Here is a 17,071-nt window from a genome sequence, read left to right on the forward strand (position 1 = left end):
ACAGTCCGCCCGGGGAGTCGCATAATGTTGATCGGAAATCTTGACGGCATGACCGTCTTTGCCCGCGTTGTCGAAGAACGCAGTTTTTCCGGCGCGGCCCGCAAACTTGGTATGTCAAAATCTGCGGTCAGCAAACATGTGACGAAGCTTGAGGACAATCTTGGCATTCGGCTTTTGAACCGGACAACACGGCGGCTGAGCCTGACTGATGCCGGGTCGACCTTCTATCAGCACTGCGCACGCGTGGTCGAAGAAATCGAAACAGCCGAACATGCATTGACTGATTTGCGTGGCACACCGCGTGGCACACTTCGCATTTCCGCGCCGCTGACCTTTGGACAGATGTATCTGCCGCAACTCGTGACCGAGTTCATGGAAAAGTATCCGGGGCTTCACGTCGATATTCACCTGGCCGATCATATGGTCGATCTCGTGGCCGAGGGGATTGATATGGCGTTGCGAATCACGCGCCTTAAAGATTCCAGTCTTATTGCACGCAAACTTGCCGATTTCAGGGGGCATGTGGTGGCATCCCCGGGGTATCTGGCCGAACATGGCGAACCCAAAACGCCACAGGATCTGCTCGAACACAGGACGATTTCATATACCAACGTCCCAAGTCCCAATATTTGGGATTTTGAAGGTCCCGATGGTCAGGTCTCGGTTCGGGTGAACCCGGTGATGTCATGCAACAATGGCGAGTTCACCTCTGTTGCTGCCATCCGGGGACTTGGCATCGCGCGCGAACCGGAATTCATCGTTGCAGAGGCCCTCAGTGAAGGACGTTTGGTGCGCATCCTTCAAGACTATGACCCGCTTAGCAGCGGCGGCATCTATGCGGTCTATCCCGAACGCCGCCACCTGCCAAGCAAGGTGCGTGTCTTTATCGATTTCCTGGTCGAGAAATTTAAAGGTGGCCTTTGTAACTTCCACAAGGAAGCATGCGTCGAGTATCACGAAGGGCGTGGACGTCAGCGCCCGACCCCGTAATTACTTGCTTTCAATCCGCCAGCCCAGCAAACAGATCGCCCCGATCAAAAGTGCCACAAATGGCATGGGCAAAAGGTTGGTGATGCCGCCAATCACGGTCTTGAAACTGTCGGTTTGTACAAAACCAGCCCAGTTACTGCCATGCCAGATACGATCATCAGGCACATGGCGAAAATCAGGCAAGCCGTCTTCGATCCGACCGATATAACCGTCATTTTCCGCCACCACGCCAGTCAGAAGGTCTGGGGTGGAATTGGTGTTCTGGGTTTCGGCGGTCAAAACATCGCGATCCACATGCAGGCTGGTTTGACTGCGATTGTTTTGATCGCGGACCCGAACCCGTATCAGACCACGGGTTTCAATAGGCACGGTCGCCTGCCATGACTGGTCGGGCAGTTGTTCGAACGTGGCGTTGATCTGTTCGCCTGTTTCCGGGTTGATCACGCTGGCTGTGTCCGGGGCCGCGCCGATTTTGCGCCAATTCAGGATCAGGCTGTCGCCATCGGGACTGCGTTCGCTGCGGATCGTATTTTCGTCAAGGGCGGGTTCCTTCATCAGCCAGTGTGAAAGACGCCGCAGCAATTCGGCAACCGGGCCGCCGCCATCATGGCCGCGCTGCCACAGCCACATCTGATCGGAACTCAGCATCGCGACGCGGCCTTCCTCAACACGCTGCATGGTCAGAAGCGGCATTTCGTCAACACCGGTCAAAAGCGTCATGGCGTCAGGATCAGAGACATGGGTTTCGATCTGGCGATACCACTGCCCCCATTTTGGTGGCGTATTCGGGGATCCGGCAATCGCGGTTGTCACCGGATGCAATCGTCCGGCCTGATTGACGCGCGGGACAAAGGCCTGTTCGATCACACGTCCGGTGGGTACGGCGGGCATCAGATCGTTCAAGGCCGTACTGGCAAGCCCCTCCGGCCCGATATATTCCGGCCCGGCGACGACCAGTGCTGCTCCGCCCCAGCGCACGAAATCAACCACCTTTTCCAGATAGTGGGGCGGCAAAACCCCGCGCATCTGATAGCGATCAAAAATAATCAGATCGAACTGACGCAACCGGACCTCAAACAGGTCACGGATCGGAAACGGGATCAGGGCCAGTTCATTGATCGGCGTGTCGTCGCCTTTTTCCGGGGGACGTAAAATTGTGAAATGCACAAGATCCACACCGGGATCGGCCCGCAGAAGGTTGCGCCAGGCGCGTTCGCCCGGATGGGGTTCACCAGAAAGCAACAAAACGCGCAGCCGGTCACGCACCCCTGTGGTTTCAAGGATCAACCGATTGTTGGTTTTGTCGGTTTCTTCATCAAACGTATCCATGCGCAATTCGGCCAGAACCGATCCGGCATGTGGCACCGGGATGCTCACCCGGTGTTGCTCATTGGCAGGCAGGGCAATCTCACGCTCCGTGCCGTCTTCGAACAACATCCGTACTGGGATGGCGGTGCCGGGGGCCAGTTGTGGATCAACGGCCTCGATCATGAATTCGGCATCCTTGCCGACAATGCCGTAATCGGCACTTTGGCGAATGACCAGCCTGCGATCACGTTCATCGCGGCCACCACTGATCAGAACATGCAATGGCGCGTTCAGGTCAAGCCGGTCGGGAACGTCATGCACCTGCCCGTCGGTAATCATCATGACCCCGCCCAGCCGTTCGCGCGGTAAACCACCAAGTAACCGGTCAAGCACCGCAAACATTCGTGTATCGGTTTCACCCGGAACATCTTCAAAACGCAGCTCAACAGACGGATCATCAGCAAAGCGATCTTGCAGTTCAGCAATAGCCGCGTCGGTCTGTGCTGCCCGGTCTGCGATATTCTGGCTGGCCGACCGGTCGACCAGCACCAGCACGATGTCGCTGAGTTGTTCGCTTTCCTGATCGGTGAATTGCGGAGCCAGAAGGGTCAAAAGAACCAGCACCATGACAACCGCCCGCCAGACCGTCCCGCGCAAGCGAAACAACGTAAAGACAATGACCGCCACCAGGCACAGGATCGCCAAACCTTGTAGAATGGTGATATCAAGCAGTGGTGAAAGCTGGAGGTTCTGCCATCCCTGATTCATCGGCCCAACCTTTCAAGGATGGCCGGGATATGCACCTGATCGCCTTTGTAACTGCCGGTCAGAGCATACATCACCAGATTAACACCAAACCGATAGGCCATTTCACGTTGGCGCGGCGAAATGTCTTCATTGCGCAGATCATCGCGGCCTTCCGGGATGATCCATGCCGACGCCCAGTCATTGCCACCAAACAAAACGGAAGCCACACCGTCCAGTCGCTGACTGGGGCGGGCATCAAGCCAAAGCGGTTCTGAAAACCGGCCAAAGGCATGATCCAGCAGATAGAAACTGCGGAACAGGATGTGATCACTTGGGGCGCGGTCCAGAAGCGGGACTTCCAGCCCGGCCAGAAGGCGCCGCAGACGGGCGGGTTCCACCTCGCGGTCGCGGCTATCAATCAGGATCATTCCCCCATTGTTAAGATATCTGTTCAAGCGATCCTGTGCGCGTTCGGAAAACGGTTCCTGACCATCAACCAGCGGCCAGTAAATCAGGGGATAGAAGCTAAGCTCATCTGTTTCCGGATTGATGCCATCAACGCTGTTCAAATCCGCCGCACTGCGCCGACGCAATATTTCGGTAAGCCCGGTCATGCCCGCGTGGCTAAGACGATCCACCGGCGCATTCCCGGTTTCCAGATAGGCCAGGCGTGGCTGCAATGCGGCCTCGGGAAGGTTGGTTGCGGCTGCCGAAGGCAAAGGGTGCATGGCGGCGATGCTGGCCCCGGTAAGGATAACGGCGAGCAAGACCGACGTCAGGGCATTGCTGCGGCGACTACGGCGCAGGGACACATGGTTTAGAACAAGCAAGATCAAGGCATCAAACAGAACAAGAATGAAAGCCGCCAACAAACAAAGGGCCGCAAGGTCTATCTGGCTTTGATCGGTGACTTCGCGTGTGCTGACGCCAGACGGCCATACGACATCGCGCCCGATATCCGTAAGCGACGGACCAAGATTAAGTGCAACTGCTTGCCCGTTCTCGCCGTAAATGCCCGGTGGATGGCGCGGGCTCGGTGTTGGCAGCGGTGTTTGAACCGGCAAGATCAGCGCGTCTGGTTGGTGCGGGTGCCCAAAACCGTCCAACACGGTTTGCGCCGGAAGACTGCTTTGAAGTTCGGCATCACTGCGATTGCTCGGACTGGCAAGTGGAAGGATCTTTTGCCACAGCTCCACAAACAGGCCTGACATTGGCAGTTTAGACCAATCCGCCCATGGTGTGACATGGAACAGCACAAGTCGGCCAGCGTTGCGCGGTGCGCTGGTAATCAGCGGCGTGCCGTCGGTCAGGCGCGCCCAGGTTTTGCTAACAATGTCCGGGTCAGGTTCGGCCAGCAATTGTCGGGTGACGGTGATGTCATCGGGGACAGCGATACCGTGAAAAGGACTGTTTTCCGGGAAATCGAGCAACCTTTTGGGTTTCTCCCATGACATTGATCCGCCAAAGTCCCGGTTGCCCAGTCTGAGCCTGACGGGCAGAAAGTCATTGCCGATTTGCGAAGAACTGTCGCCTGCGAAGCGGACCAGCATACCGCCTTGATTGATCCACCGTTCAAGCGCGTCAAACTGGCTACCCAGACCGGAAATCGGCCCGGCGGAGACCAGAACATCGACCCCGTTTTCCAACAAAGTGCCAAGTGGTGCATAGGTCACATCCGCATAGGGCGATAACGCACGATCAAGAAAGAAGTACTGATCAGACAATACCCCCGGCCCATCGCCGGAACTGGCAACGACGCCAACCCGACGTTGCTGCCAGCGCGCCCCGGTCTGGAACATCGTTGCCGCACTTTCGATACCCTCAATCCCGACAGACTGTATCGCGTTGGAGATATCACTGGGCAGCATTATGGCGACGTCGCTTTGGTCGGTATTGGCTGCCAGATCCACCGAATGGCGCAGGATTACATTGCCACGCTCTCCGCGCGCCAGAAGGTTGACTGTACGTGGAAGGTCATCGCGATTATGGCTCAATGTCGCAACCATGCCCGTTCCGGACCGGTTCAATGACCGGATGGCAATGCGATCAGTGGTGGTCGGCGAGATGATGGTGATCGGTGCGATATCAAGTAACTCGGATGCCAGTTCCGCTTTGTCGGGACTGTCCATCTGCCCTGTCAGCCACAGAATGCTTCCAACCGACCGGTTCATTTCCGGGCGTTCTGAAATCAGATCAGACAGTGCGGTGTAATCGGCCGACCAGGGGCGTGGTTGCAACCTGTCAAACAGGCTTGTGGTGTCGGCGGGGGATAACGGCCCGACAATGTCGGGAAGCTTCCATGTGCTTGCGCCGGTGGCCTCGGGCACGGTTTGTGCGATATAAACTGTTTGCAGATCAAAACGGGCCTGGTTGGCGATCTGGTCCAGTGCCGTCCGGTATTGTCGCCAGTTCGCCGCACTGTCCCAGCCATTATCGGCAATGATCAGGATCGCGCCATCATCGGCGGCAAAATCATTTCGGTTCATCACCGGACGGGCGGCGGCAATGATCAAAAGTGTCAGGATAAGACAGCGCAGAATGGTCTGCCAAATCGGGGCACGCTGGATGTCGCGGCGATTACTTTTAAGACCGCGCAAGATGCGAGCTGCCGGGAAAACAATGGTTTTTGGTGAACGCGGTGCCGATCTGATCAGAAGCCAGACAATCGGTAAAACCATCAGTCCGGCCAGCAACGCGGGGTACAGGAATGTAATGGCCGAAAGGCTCATGACGTCTCCTGCCTGTTGGCACGCTGCAGGTTCGGGCGACCCCGCCCGTTTGAGCCGCTTTGGTTTTGTCGTTCGCTCAGATGCTGATAAAGCGCAAGCAGGGTCGGGCTGGCACTTTCTGATGTGACGTGGCGGTCATAGAGCCAGTCATTATGACGCGCGGCATCGCGGACCTGCGCGCGCCATATTTGCGCGCGCTTTTTAAAACCATCGGCGAGGTCTTCGAACTTTTCGCTGCGAAAAATCATCTGATCGTCGGTATCGAACAGATCAACACGCCCCTGATATGGCGGGGTGATCTCCGCAGGATCAAGAATCTGAACCAGCGCCCCGTCATTTTGATATTGCCCCAAGCGACGAACAGTTTGCGTCGATCTTTCGGTTTCATCTGAAAATTCAAGGAAGTCACCCAGAATTAGAACCGAATGTTTCCGTCCGGGATGAATGTTTGCGCCCTGATCGGAAATGCTTTGCGGACTTGCCAGCATCGCATGGGCCAGCTTCTCAAGATGTTCTGCCGATGTGATGCGCGTGCGTTCACCATCGAAAGTGCCAACGGTTTCACCGTTGCGGATCAAAAGATCAGCCAGCGCAATGGCGATGATCAGGGTGCGCTCTGCCTTTGATGGCAGGCTGTCTTTCGATGCCCAATAGGTTGATGGCGAAAGAACCGGCCAGATCCAGTAATTGTGACTGGCCTGCCATTCGGTTTGTCGGATGAAGGTGTGTTCGCTGCGCGCCGAACGACGCCAGTCAATCTGGTTGGTCGGATCGCCCGGGACATAGGGGCGGAACTGCCAGAAATCGCTGCCCGGTCCGACCTTGCGATTGCCGTGCAAACCACTGCGCAGACTGATGGCCGTTCGGCGCGACTCATCAATCAGCTGGGGCAGTCGGGCCGCAAGGGCGCGGGCGGCGGCAACATGATCATGCACGGGGGCGGTGACCAATTAGCTGTTCTCCTGCAGATGGGCCAGCGCATCGGTTATGAGTCCCTTGGCGGTAAAGCCCTCGGCGCGGGCACCATAGGTCAGACCGAAACGATGGCGCAGGACAGGGACGGCAAGTTCTTCGATGTCTTCGATGGATGGCGCGAAGCGGCCAAACAGCATGGCGCGTGCCCGGCATGCCAGTGACAGGGCCTGTGCGGCACGTGTACCGGGGCCCCAGGCCACATTTTCGCTAATTTCGGCAAGCGATGTGCTTTCCGGGCGGCATTCGCGACACAGTGCGATGATGGTGTCCAAGACCCGGTCAGGCATCGGAAGGCGCCGGACAAAGTCCTGTGCCTCAACCAGATCATCGGTCTGGAGAACCTGCCGCGGGCGGGCCGGATATCGGCCGGTGGTCTCGGTCACGATCTTGCGTTCTTCATCGGCATTGGGATAGCCAAGACGTACTTCAAGCAGGAAACGGTCAAGCTGTGCTTCGGGCAGGGGATAGGTGCCTTCCTGCTCCAGCGGGTTCTGGGTTGCCAGAACGTGGAACGGTTCGGGCAGCTTGTGGCTGTAACCGGCAACAGATACTTCGCGTTCCTGCATGGCTTGCAACAGGGCGGACTGTGTACGCGGGCTGGCACGGTTGATTTCATCGGCCAAAAGCAACTGGCAAAATACCGGTCCCTTGATAAAGCGAAACGCGCGTTTGCCGTCTGCACCTTCTTCAAGAACTTCAGAACCCAGAATATCAGCAGGCATCAGATCGGGCGTAAACTGGACACGCTTGTCAAGCAGGCCAAGAACCTTGCCCAGCGTATGGGCAAGCAATGACTTGCCAAGGCCCGGAGCACCAACCATCAGAACATGTCCACCGGATAAAATTCCGATAAGTGTTTGCTCTACGGCATCATTCTGCCCAAATATAATACTGGAAACCATTTTGCGGGCTTCGGCCAGCCGTGAGACGCACTCGTCCAGACGAGTTGCATCGCGTTCCAGACTGCTTTCCTGGGAGAAACCCATTTCTTCGGGAAATTTTGGCGCGTTTGTCATGGCGGTTGACTGTGCTTCCTATGTTGCAGTGCAGGCGATAGCAGGTCGAAGAACGCAGATGAAATCGGTTAAGTGAAACGGGAAAACGTCTGGTTCAGGATCAACTCTACAGCATGAATGATAACCAAAAAACCGTCGATCTCGCCGAGAAATTGTGGACGCGCCTTCGGGGGCAAAAGCCTGATACCGGTCGACATCCACAAATTTGCGGCGACATACCTATGTCTATAGGTCGTGATGGCACCTGGTTCTATCAAGGTGGGCCAATCGGCCGAATTGAACTGGTAAAGCTTTTTTCTTCCGTGCTGCAGCGTGACGAGGAAGGCGGCCACTGGTTGGTTACGCCCGCCGAGATGGCAAGAATTGATGTCGAAGATGTCGCCTTTATCGCGATCGAGATGCAAAACGAAGGCAAAGGCAAGGATCAGAATATCCGCTTTCGGACCAATATCGACCAGTGGGTCGAACTCGATAGCGACCACCCCCTGCGTGTCGAACATGATCCCGAAACGGATGAACCTTCGCCCTATATCGGACTGGAGCGCGGGCTTGAGGCCCGTCTGAACCGCGCGGTTTTCTATCAGTTGGTCGAACTGGCCGAAGAAATAAATGACCCTGATAACAATATGATCCGTATCGGTGTGTATAGTCATGGCCAGTTCTTTGAGATCGGTCGGATGGAGGCCACCGAATGACACCCGATGATATCATTGCAGCCTTGCGCGCGCCCGCGGGCGATGTTTTGCAGCGCCGTGGTGATCATGCTGTCGATTTCCCGGGGTCTAAATCCCGTGCGCGTGCCTTTGCCGATGGCGAACTGGTATCGCGTCCAGCCGCCGTTCTGGTGCCTTTGGTCAAACGCGATGCCGGGTTGCATGTGATTCTGACAAGGCGTACTGATCATCTCAGCGACCATGCTGGCCAAATCAGTTTTCCCGGCGGGCGGCAGGAAGAAATTGATGCGACATTGGAAGAAACCGCGCTTCGCGAAACAGAAGAGGAAATCGGTCTCGCGCGACATCATATCGATTTGGTTGGGCGGATTGACGATTACTACACAGTGACCGGTTATCAGGTGACACCAGTAATTGGTCTTGTGACTCCGCCCTTCGATCTGAAACCTGATGATCACGAAGTGGCCGAAGTCTTTGAAGTTCCGCTCAATTTCATTCTTGATCCGCAAAACCAGAAACTGCAAACCGTGACATTTGAAGGTACCCGCAGGCGTTATTTTGCGATCCCGTATCGCGAATATTACATCTGGGGGGCAACAGCCGGGATGCTGGTCAATTTTTCCGAAGTCATCCGGGCCAATGCACCATCACTTAACCGTTAATCCGAATATTAGGACAGAGCTTTATGTTGCGACAAATCATCCAGATCGGTCTTCCTCTGATCCTGCCCTTTGTGATTTACGGACTGTGGCTGAAATGGGCACGTATAAAGGCCATCCGCGAAGGTCATGATATTATCCCGCCCTGGAACAAGGGGCCGTGGCTTATGCTGTTTGGTCTGGGTGTGTTACTGACCGCCGCAATCCTGATTTTCACCGCACTTGGGACTGGTGCGCCGCCCGATTCCATTTATCATGCGCCGGTATTGCGCGACGGCGTGGTTGAACCGGGCTATTTCGAACCCAAGGAATAGCCATAACCCAACCCCCCCGTTGCGACAGTGGATATGCGGTAACAAAGCAACGATGACAGCACTTGAAGTAACCGGCAGATTGCGGCCATACGGGATCATGGCCGCCGATGATACCGCCCGCGTGTTTGATGCTATTGCGCAGCAAGGCGGTTGCGCGCGCTTTGTCGGCGGCGTGGTGCGCGATGCGTTGCTGCAACGTGATCTGGTCGATGTTGATATTGCCTGCGACCTTGCGCCTGAGGAAACCCAGTCGGCATTGGAAAAGGCCGACATTCGGGTAATCCCGACCGGGCTTAAACACGGGACCGTCACGGCGATCACCGATGCTGCGGCCTATGAAATCACCACCTTGCGGGTAGATGTTCTGACCGATGGCCGCCACGCAGAGGTCGCCTTTACCGACAGTTGGCTTGAAGATGCCAAGCGCCGCGATTTCACCTTCAATGCGATATATTGTGACCTTGATGGCACCATCTATGACCCGTTCGACGGCGAAACCGATTTGCGGGCAGGGCGGGTGCGTTTCATCGGTGTTGCTGAAAGCCGCATTGCAGAAGATTTCCTGCGTATATTGCGATTTTTCCGGTTTCAGGCTTGGTTTGGCAGTATGCCAATTGATCCTGTCGGTGCAGAGGCATGCCGAAAAGCGGTGAACGGGCTGCGCAGCATCTCGATCGAACGCATTCGCGACGAGATTTTCAAACTGCTTCGGTCGCCGAGCCCTGCAAGCACGGTCAATGACATGATCGGGTTTGGTATTCTGCCGGCTGTTCTGCCCCAACTCATCCATACAGATTGCCTGCGCATCATGCAGTGGCTTGATAGCACCGCGCTTGCTGATCCGACCATCCGGCCGGATCCCTTGCGCAGACTAGCATCATTATTTGCACCAGATGATGACACCGCAAATCATGGTGAACAGGAAGATGATCTGGCGTCGGCGGAACGCTTTGCACGTGGTTTGCGGTTGTCGAACGAGGAAACCGACCGGTTTGCGGAAATGGTTGCCCACGCACCACTGATCAATCCGAAACTGCCGATTGAAACGGTGCGTCGTGATCTTTACCGGATGGGGGCTGCGGCTTTTCGCGATGCTGTGCTTTTGGCATGGAGTGCGCGTGCTTCTATTCCGCCACGCTGCACGCGCGCGGAAAACGACGAATGGAAAACCCTTCTTGAAGCCGCGACAAACTGGCAACCGGTTACTTTGCCAATACAAGGGCGCGATATCTTGAACGCGGGTTTGGCGACTGCGGGGCCGCGTGTTGGTGTTTTGCTACGGCAGGCAGAAGAATACTGGCTTGAGCATGATTTCAAACCTGATCCGAATGAACTGATGGATTATCTTGCCCGCCAATCCCAAGTGGGCGACGAGGAAGCGCAATGAATACAGGTACGATTGGACATCGGATTTGCTGTTTTGGTGACAGCTTGGTCAACGGTGTTCGTGACGCCAAGAAGGGCGGTTGGCCGATGCGTCTTGGTCAGCGCCTTTTGGAACAAGCCGGGCGGGATGTCACCATTTACAATCTTGGCATCCGGGCGGACACGAGCGAGGGGATAAAAGCGCGCTGGCGGCACGAAGCCAGCCTGCGGATGGTTGAGGAATTCCCGACAATCCTGGTTTTCAGTTTTGGGGTCAATGACGCCAACTATGCCGAAGACCGTGGCGAGGAAACTACCATGCGGGTGTCTCCTGCGGCCTCGGCGGCGAACGCAGCAGAAATTATCGGCGCCGCATCCAAACTGGCACCCACCCTTTGGGTCGGACCGCAGGCCGTGATTGATGGCAGCAAATCAAGTCAGGAAATCAATCAGCGACTGGAAGGCCTAAACCAGATTTATCTGGAAACCGCGCGTGGCTTTGATGTGCCATATCTGGATCTGCATGCCACAACACTTGCCGATGACACCTGGCAGCGCGCCCTTCGGCGCGGTGACGGCTATCACCCCGATACAGCGGGTTACGACCGGCTGGCAGACTTGATATGGGAATGGGGTGCTGTGCAAAAGGTCATCGGTCTTTAGGCATCTGATCGCTAAAGACCGGTGACGGATCAGGTCAGAATGTCGAAATACTGACCACGACCGCCGGAACTGGCGGTCAGGTTATTTAATGAATTTCCCGACGCGTTATAGGTCGGGGACGCGAACTTTTCGATATACTGATCCGATTGCGTCTTTTGTTCGCCGTCTTTTAGAAACTGTCTCTGTTCACTGCGGTCGCGCTGATAGGACTGAACGGCGCGTTCAATTTCCTGATCAGATGTCAGGACAGTGGCACGTGTCCCGTCAATAATCCGGCTTTGTTCGGCAAACCGTTGTTCGTCGCCGCGTTGCTGGGCGATCGGGCTTGCCTGACGGACGGGATTGGACGACGGAAGATCAGAAAAAGGCGCGATATCTACCATTGACGGAACTGCTCACTCGAACCGATTGGTGTTGTTGATTTGGTCGGAATATTACTCAGAGTGAGTCCGATTTGAAGCCCTAATTTGACCTGTGACATAACAAAATTACAAGTCTTTGAAAACCAAAATCAAAGCAGTTTTGGTGCGCTGGCATTGTTGCTGTTCGCATCATAGATTCCGGTCGCAAACCGGCCCGGGCTGGTCTTTGCAAGTGCCTTCAGTTTCGCCGCTTCGACCGAAATATGATCAAGGGTAATATCGGTGCGTTCGGCAGGAAGGCGGATCAGAGCGGCGCTGACACTCATCAGGTCAAATCGTGCCGGTTCGCCATCGCGCCCCTTGCCCGTGAGATAACCAGTTTCACGGGTTTTCGGATCATAGAAACTCTTGATCTGGGCATCGAACATGGCCTGTGCGCGTCGCACTGCAGCGACTGCATCCTCAAAATCAATCGACTGGACATAGGCAAAGAAATCATCACCGCCGATATGTCCGACAAACCAGTCATTCTGACTTAAAACCTTGCCCAGAATATCCTTGAAAAGCAGGATCGCGCGATCACCCTGACGAAAACCATAGCGGTCGTTAAACGGCTTGAAGTTGTCGAAGTCGAAATAGACCGCAAACCGGCGTCTGCGGGGTTCGGCCAAAGCGCGCGCGGCATACCGGTAAATCGCGCTGTTGCCAGGCAAGCGGGTCAGGGGGTTTTCATCACGGGCATTAAGCGTGTTGCGTTCGTTCACTGCGCGCAACAGCGCACTTTGATCCAAAACGCCAAGGTACTGACCATTTTCTGTCAGGATCACGCCATCAAGGGCTTCTGTCGCAACAAAGGTTTCAAGCAGTTCTGACAGGCTGGTGCGGATATCGGCAATCGGGCAGCGGCGCAAGAAACGCTTGATGTTGGCGCGGTTGGCCGGGTTCTGCAAAAGTTCACGCCCGAACGGGGTATAGATGAACGCCTTGAATTCTGAATCCCGGACGATACCCAGTGGTTCGCCATCCGGTCCAACCACCGGCACCAGCGAAATGTCCGGGTTTTGTTGAAAGTACGTCAGAATATCGACCGGGTTGATATCACTTGGCAGGGCCGGAGTTTCCAGCAAATAGGACCTGACGACATCATCATCGTGATCAGACTGACGACGTGAGTCGGCCGCGATGTCTGCGGCCGCTTTAACGATATCCGTTTGTTCGGGAATATCGCGTCCGGGGCGTGCGATAAAGAAGCCCTGTACCAGATCACAGCCCAGACGACGGCAGCACAGGAACTCCTCGCGGGTTTCGACACCCTCCGCGACAACTTGTGCTGCGATCATATGGGCAAAGGCGGTGATTTGGGTTACGAACAACTCCTTGCGACGGTCACGGTCGATGCCATCGATAAAGAACCGGTCGATCTTGATGATGTCTGGTTCGCATTCGTAAAGCGCGCGCAATTGGGCAAAGCCGCTGCCGTAATCGTCAATGGCAATCTTGAAGCCCTGACTGCGATAGCGCACCAGAATGTCTTTGAGATACCCGGCATTGCTGATGTCGTGGCGTTCGGAAATCTCAAGGAAGATGGTATCGCGTTCCAGTCCGGCTTCGCTCAGGAGGGCGGCGGTTTGACCGGGTTGGTAATCTTCGGTCTTAACGACGCGATTATCGAAATTGTAAAACAGCTTAAGACGTTTGGCATCCGGGAAGCGTGCGAATTTCTCGATCGCCTTGGCGCGCAGCATCATATCGACACTGTGCAGGTTGCCGGTGTCCCAGGCGGTATCAAACAGTGCCTGAATAGATGAAAACCCGGCGTCCTCCCAACAGCGCAGAAGTGCTTCATAACCAAAAACATGGCCGGTATGTGGGCTAACGATTGGTTGAAACGCAAAGTCGACTTTTTCGACGACCTGCTGCCAGTTACGGAGCATGACCGGATGGGTCATGCGTCGCTCGGTTATCCATTGTTCATCTGCATCAGACGTCAAATGCAGTACCCCGATCTTCAAAATGGCCTGATTTCCCGGAAGTTAGAAAAGACATGAGTTTCCGGTAATGCTGTTAAACCAGATATGACAACAAGTTCATGACAGCGGGGTTACGAATATATGACATCCGCAGAAAACGTCCGCTTTTTTGTCAAAAAACGGCAGGGTGCCTATACATAGGGGTTAGACAAATCGACAGAATCGATACTGCATCGACCTAGCTGTTTTTACGTGCGGCAAGCGGATGATGTTCCTGAACCAGTCCGCGAAGCCGAGACTCGAGAACATGGGTGTAAATCTGCGTGGTCGAAATATCGGAATGGCCCAGCATCTTTTGCAGGCTGCGCAAATCTGCACCATTGGCCAGAAGGTGGCTGGCAAAGGAATGACGAAGAACGTGCGGCGAAACCTTTGATGGCGGCACTCCGGCTTCAACAGCCAGATCCTTGATCATTTTCAGAAACATTTGGCGGGTCAGATGCCCGGTTTTCCCGCGCGACGGGAAAAGGTATGAGGATTGCCCGGGCCGATCCGCATGGCCGGCCGATTTGTCTGATGGAATGAAGGCGTCGCGCACTTCAAGGTAATCGCGCAGGGCATCGCGCGCCGGATCGGAAAGCGGTACCAGTCGTTCCTTGCTACCCTTGCCCCGGACAATCAGCATCTGCGGATCGCGGGATGCCGCCGCAAAGGGCAACTCAACCAGTTCGGAAACACGCATGCCGGTGGCATACATTAATTCCACCATCGCCAGCAGGCGTTTGCCCTTGATGCCCGGATGATTGGTCGCTGCGATGATCAGGCGGTCAATTTCCTCGATCGACAGAAACTTTGGCAGGGCCTGTCCCTGCTGGGGGCTGTCGATATTCGATGACGGGTCATCATTGCGATAGCCATCAGAATAAAGGAACTTGTGAAACTGCCGCAAAGCCGACAGACGCCGCGCCTGTGTGCGGGGAGCAAGTCCGGCAGAACCCAGTTCGGCCATATAGCGCCGAACATCAGCATCACTTGCAGCCACCGGGTCGGATTTCCCGGCCGTCAGCGAGGACGCGTAGTCTTCAAGATCCCGGCGATAGGCATCAAGCGTGTGGGCACTGGCCCCGCGTTCAGCCGCCATCATTTCCAGAAAGGCCGATATCAGCGAACTTGTCATTGCCTTGGCCATGGCCGGTCCCAGCGGTGATTAAAGGACGTGGTGATCAGCGGCTCAGTGATTGAATGATATCAGCAATTCTGTTGCCAGACGCCGCGCATCACTCTCAAGCCCGACGGTCTCAAGCGACGTGACGGTATCGCTCAGAACCTTGGGATCGGCATTGTCCGCCGCAGCAATCTGCTGGGCCTGAATGGTCATTGCGACGGTTTTTGCCTTTTGCTGCGCACGGGCAGCGGCGGTTAGATGATGGGACACCGCACTGCTGGTGGTAACGCGTTCCTCGGCATAGGGGGCTGTTAGAAGCCCATCCCACAAACTATCGGGCACTTCGATGCCAAAGCCTTCAAACAGGTTGAATATCAGTTCGCTGTAACGTCTTGCCGCGGCCTGATCGCCGCGTGCAGCCTGCATTTCCTGCCACTCGATCATGCGCGCACGATGACGGGCAAGGGCAGCGGCCCGTTCAGATGCGCTTTGAACATCTTCGGGGGAGGCCGAATTGGGCATCACGGTTGCTGATGCCATGCCGCCAGTTGATGTTGGCGCGCCCGGAACAACAGCTCCACCCAGGCCAAAGTTCTGCTGTGGGGCGGATTGCGTGTCGCTGCCAAATGTCTGTGGTGTGCTTTGGTTTGCCGCATTGGCAACCGGTTTGATCGCGCCGGTCTCTTCAAGGCCCGAAATCGCCAGAACCGGATAAAGCAGGCTGAGGCGCGATGAAATATCATTCGATGCATTGGCCGAGGAGCGCGCAACCAGAAGCCAGTTTTCAGCGCGCTCGAAACTGTTTGCGGCAATGGATGCCTTAAGGGCAGAAACCGCAAACCACGAAAAATCCCCATTGATCGGAATGTCGGCAAGCAAAGGGGCAGACAAGCGGGCAGCTTGCATGAAGTCGCCTTCAAACTCGGCGGCCTCAAACAGGGCGGCCAGAATTTCGGCACGCGCTGCCGGAACGTCACTTTGCGCGGCTGCCTGATAAAGCTTGGCATATTGGCGGGCCTGTATGCCTTCGCTGGCATCATCAAGAACGCTTTCCAGTGCGCCAGCCGCGAAATTCACTGATTGATAAACGTCTGCCAATTTTTCCGCACTGATCAGGCCAAGCTTTTCAGCCTTGCGTGCGGCTTCAAGGCGAACATCCGTTGCTGTTGCATCGGCGTTGGTGATACCAATGATTGCCGCCGCATTACCGGTTTCAAGCTGGCTGGTCGGGATTGATTGCTTGGCAATCGCCAGAAGAGCGAGATCCAGCGGGCGCAATTGGCTGAGCAGTTCCGGATCGGCGGCGTTTCCGCTTCGGATCGCTGATACCAGACCAAAGAAGGTCTCATCGCCTTCGCCGCCCATTTCACGCACCAGGTCGACCGAAAAGGCCGCCGAGGTCGGATCATTGGCATAGAACGCACACATCGCTGCGGCCTTCAGCCAGAAAAGTTCCTCGTAACTTGCGCCGTAACTTTCAATTGCGTCGCAGGCGGTATCAAGGTCTGAGCCGATCAGCAGCGCGTTAATTTCGGCCTGTGCCAGCATCGAGCCACGCGACCCTTGTGGCGCAGCGCGGACAAGTTCTATGGCTTCATCCAGTGCGCCCATTTCAATCAGCTTGGCAACGCGCGCTTCAAGCAGGCTGATTTCAGCCGAATCCTGTGGCAGGGCAGCCGCCGAAAGCAGCATGCGTTCCTGCAAATCGCGCGCGGTGTGGGTCGCTGGTGTGGCGGGCAGTTCGGAAATCAGTTTTGCGGCAGACCGGCGTGTTGTGCCGTTCCACATATCGATACCAAGGCCGCCGCGCGATCGATCAATCGTACCGACCGCTTCGGCATCCACAGCGCCAAGTGACAGCGACTGGACTGCATTTGGATCAGACGGGAATGCTTCTGTCTGCTGTGTGTTGGAGTTCGTGCTGCCAAAACCGCCAGATAGCGGGGCGCTTGTCGTTCCCGGATTGGTCGTGTCCTGCTCAGACTGACGTTCCGCGTCCTGCTCGGCTTCCTGTTTTAGAAACAGCGGCACAGGGGCCGATGTCTGCGCGAATACAGGCGCGGCACCAAGTCCCGTTCCCGTCATCATGGCCAGTAAACAGGTTCGCATTAACAGGCGGGAACGCAATGTCATA

At 55.8% G+C, this 17,071-nt stretch carries 14 protein-coding genes; 6 read left to right on the forward strand and 8 right to left on the reverse strand.

All coding sequences use genetic code 11. The annotated features are described in order from the left end of the window. Nucleotides 1-24 precede the first annotated feature (24 nt). Complete coding sequence (locus B2R48_RS04275; protein WP_062955893.1) at nucleotides 25-990, forward strand: LysR family transcriptional regulator; 966 nt, start codon at nucleotides 25-27, stop codon at nucleotides 988-990. Here B2R48_RS04275 and B2R48_RS04280 read toward each other — a convergent pair whose 3' ends face one another. Genes B2R48_RS04280 through B2R48_RS04295 form a run of 4 tightly spaced genes read right to left on the reverse strand, consistent with a single transcriptional unit; the run spans nucleotide 991 to nucleotide 7,765 of the window. Further along, entirely contained in the window at nucleotides 991-3,066 is a 2,076-nt protein-coding gene (locus B2R48_RS04280; protein ID WP_296998204.1) for a hypothetical protein, read from the reverse strand. Beyond that, the gene (locus tag B2R48_RS04285; protein ID WP_296998207.1) at nucleotides 3,063-5,774 is read right to left on the reverse strand and encodes a DUF4159 domain-containing protein; all 2,712 of its coding nucleotides are present in this window, start codon (nucleotides 5,772-5,774) and stop codon (nucleotides 3,063-3,065) included. The genes B2R48_RS04280 and B2R48_RS04285 overlap by 4 nt, the downstream gene beginning before the upstream one ends. Next, nucleotides 5,771-6,724 (reverse strand): DUF58 domain-containing protein, encoded by a 954-nt coding sequence (locus B2R48_RS04290; RefSeq protein ID WP_296998210.1) that lies wholly within the window; start codon nucleotides 6,722-6,724, stop codon nucleotides 5,771-5,773. Before B2R48_RS04290 ends, B2R48_RS04285 begins: the two co-directional genes overlap by 4 nt. Beyond that, nucleotides 6,725-7,765, reverse strand: a complete 1,041-nt coding sequence (locus tag B2R48_RS04295; protein ID WP_296998213.1) for an AAA family ATPase — start codon at nucleotides 7,763-7,765, stop codon at nucleotides 6,725-6,727. Nucleotides 7,766-7,878: 113 nt separating this feature from the next. On the opposite strand from B2R48_RS04295, the gene B2R48_RS04300 reads away from it, so the two are divergent. Genes B2R48_RS04300 through B2R48_RS04320 form a run of 5 tightly spaced genes read left to right on the forward strand, consistent with a single transcriptional unit; the run spans nucleotide 7,879 to nucleotide 11,440 of the window. Beyond that, entirely contained in the window at nucleotides 7,879-8,460 is a 582-nt protein-coding gene (locus tag B2R48_RS04300) for a DUF1285 domain-containing protein (protein WP_213474142.1), read from the forward strand. Then, entirely contained in the window at nucleotides 8,457-9,101 is a 645-nt protein-coding gene (locus B2R48_RS04305; protein ID WP_296998219.1) for a CoA pyrophosphatase, read from the forward strand. Before B2R48_RS04300 ends, B2R48_RS04305 begins: the two co-directional genes overlap by 4 nt. A gap of 23 nt (nucleotides 9,102-9,124) precedes the next feature. Beyond that, the gene (locus B2R48_RS04310; RefSeq protein WP_062955886.1) at nucleotides 9,125-9,412 is read left to right on the forward strand and encodes a hypothetical protein; all 288 of its coding nucleotides are present in this window, start codon (nucleotides 9,125-9,127) and stop codon (nucleotides 9,410-9,412) included. A gap of 52 nt (nucleotides 9,413-9,464) precedes the next feature. Then, nucleotides 9,465-10,799, forward strand: a complete 1,335-nt coding sequence (locus B2R48_RS04315) for a CCA tRNA nucleotidyltransferase (RefSeq protein WP_296998223.1) — start codon at nucleotides 9,465-9,467, stop codon at nucleotides 10,797-10,799. Then, nucleotides 10,796-11,440 carry a GDSL-type esterase/lipase family protein gene (locus tag B2R48_RS04320; protein ID WP_296998227.1) on the forward strand — a complete coding sequence of 215 codons (645 nt, stop codon included), beginning with the start codon at nucleotides 10,796-10,798 and terminating at the stop codon, nucleotides 11,438-11,440. Before B2R48_RS04315 ends, B2R48_RS04320 begins: the two co-directional genes overlap by 4 nt. Before the next feature lie 29 nt (nucleotides 11,441-11,469). Here B2R48_RS04320 and B2R48_RS04325 read toward each other — a convergent pair whose 3' ends face one another. From B2R48_RS04325 to B2R48_RS04340, 4 genes are all read right to left on the reverse strand, one after another. Beyond that, a complete protein-coding gene (locus tag B2R48_RS04325) occupies nucleotides 11,470-11,823 on the reverse strand; it encodes a hypothetical protein (protein ID WP_296998230.1) in 354 nt (117 codons plus the stop codon). Nucleotides 11,824-11,951: 128 nt separating this feature from the next. Next, entirely contained in the window at nucleotides 11,952-13,793 is a 1,842-nt protein-coding gene (locus B2R48_RS04330; RefSeq protein ID WP_296998235.1) for an EAL domain-containing protein, read from the reverse strand. A 217-nt stretch (nucleotides 13,794-14,010) separates the two neighbouring features. Continuing rightward, nucleotides 14,011-14,961 (reverse strand): site-specific tyrosine recombinase XerD, encoded by a 951-nt coding sequence (xerD, locus tag B2R48_RS04335; protein WP_296998237.1) that lies wholly within the window; start codon nucleotides 14,959-14,961, stop codon nucleotides 14,011-14,013. 42 nt (nucleotides 14,962-15,003) lie between these two features. Next, entirely contained in the window at nucleotides 15,004-17,070 is a 2,067-nt protein-coding gene (locus B2R48_RS04340; RefSeq protein ID WP_296998240.1) for an antifreeze glycopeptide, read from the reverse strand. Nucleotide 17,071 lies beyond the last annotated feature (1 nt).

This window comes from Thalassospira sp. UBA848 (assembly GCF_002295455.1).
Taxonomy (GTDB): domain Bacteria; phylum Pseudomonadota; class Alphaproteobacteria; order Rhodospirillales; family Thalassospiraceae; genus Thalassospira.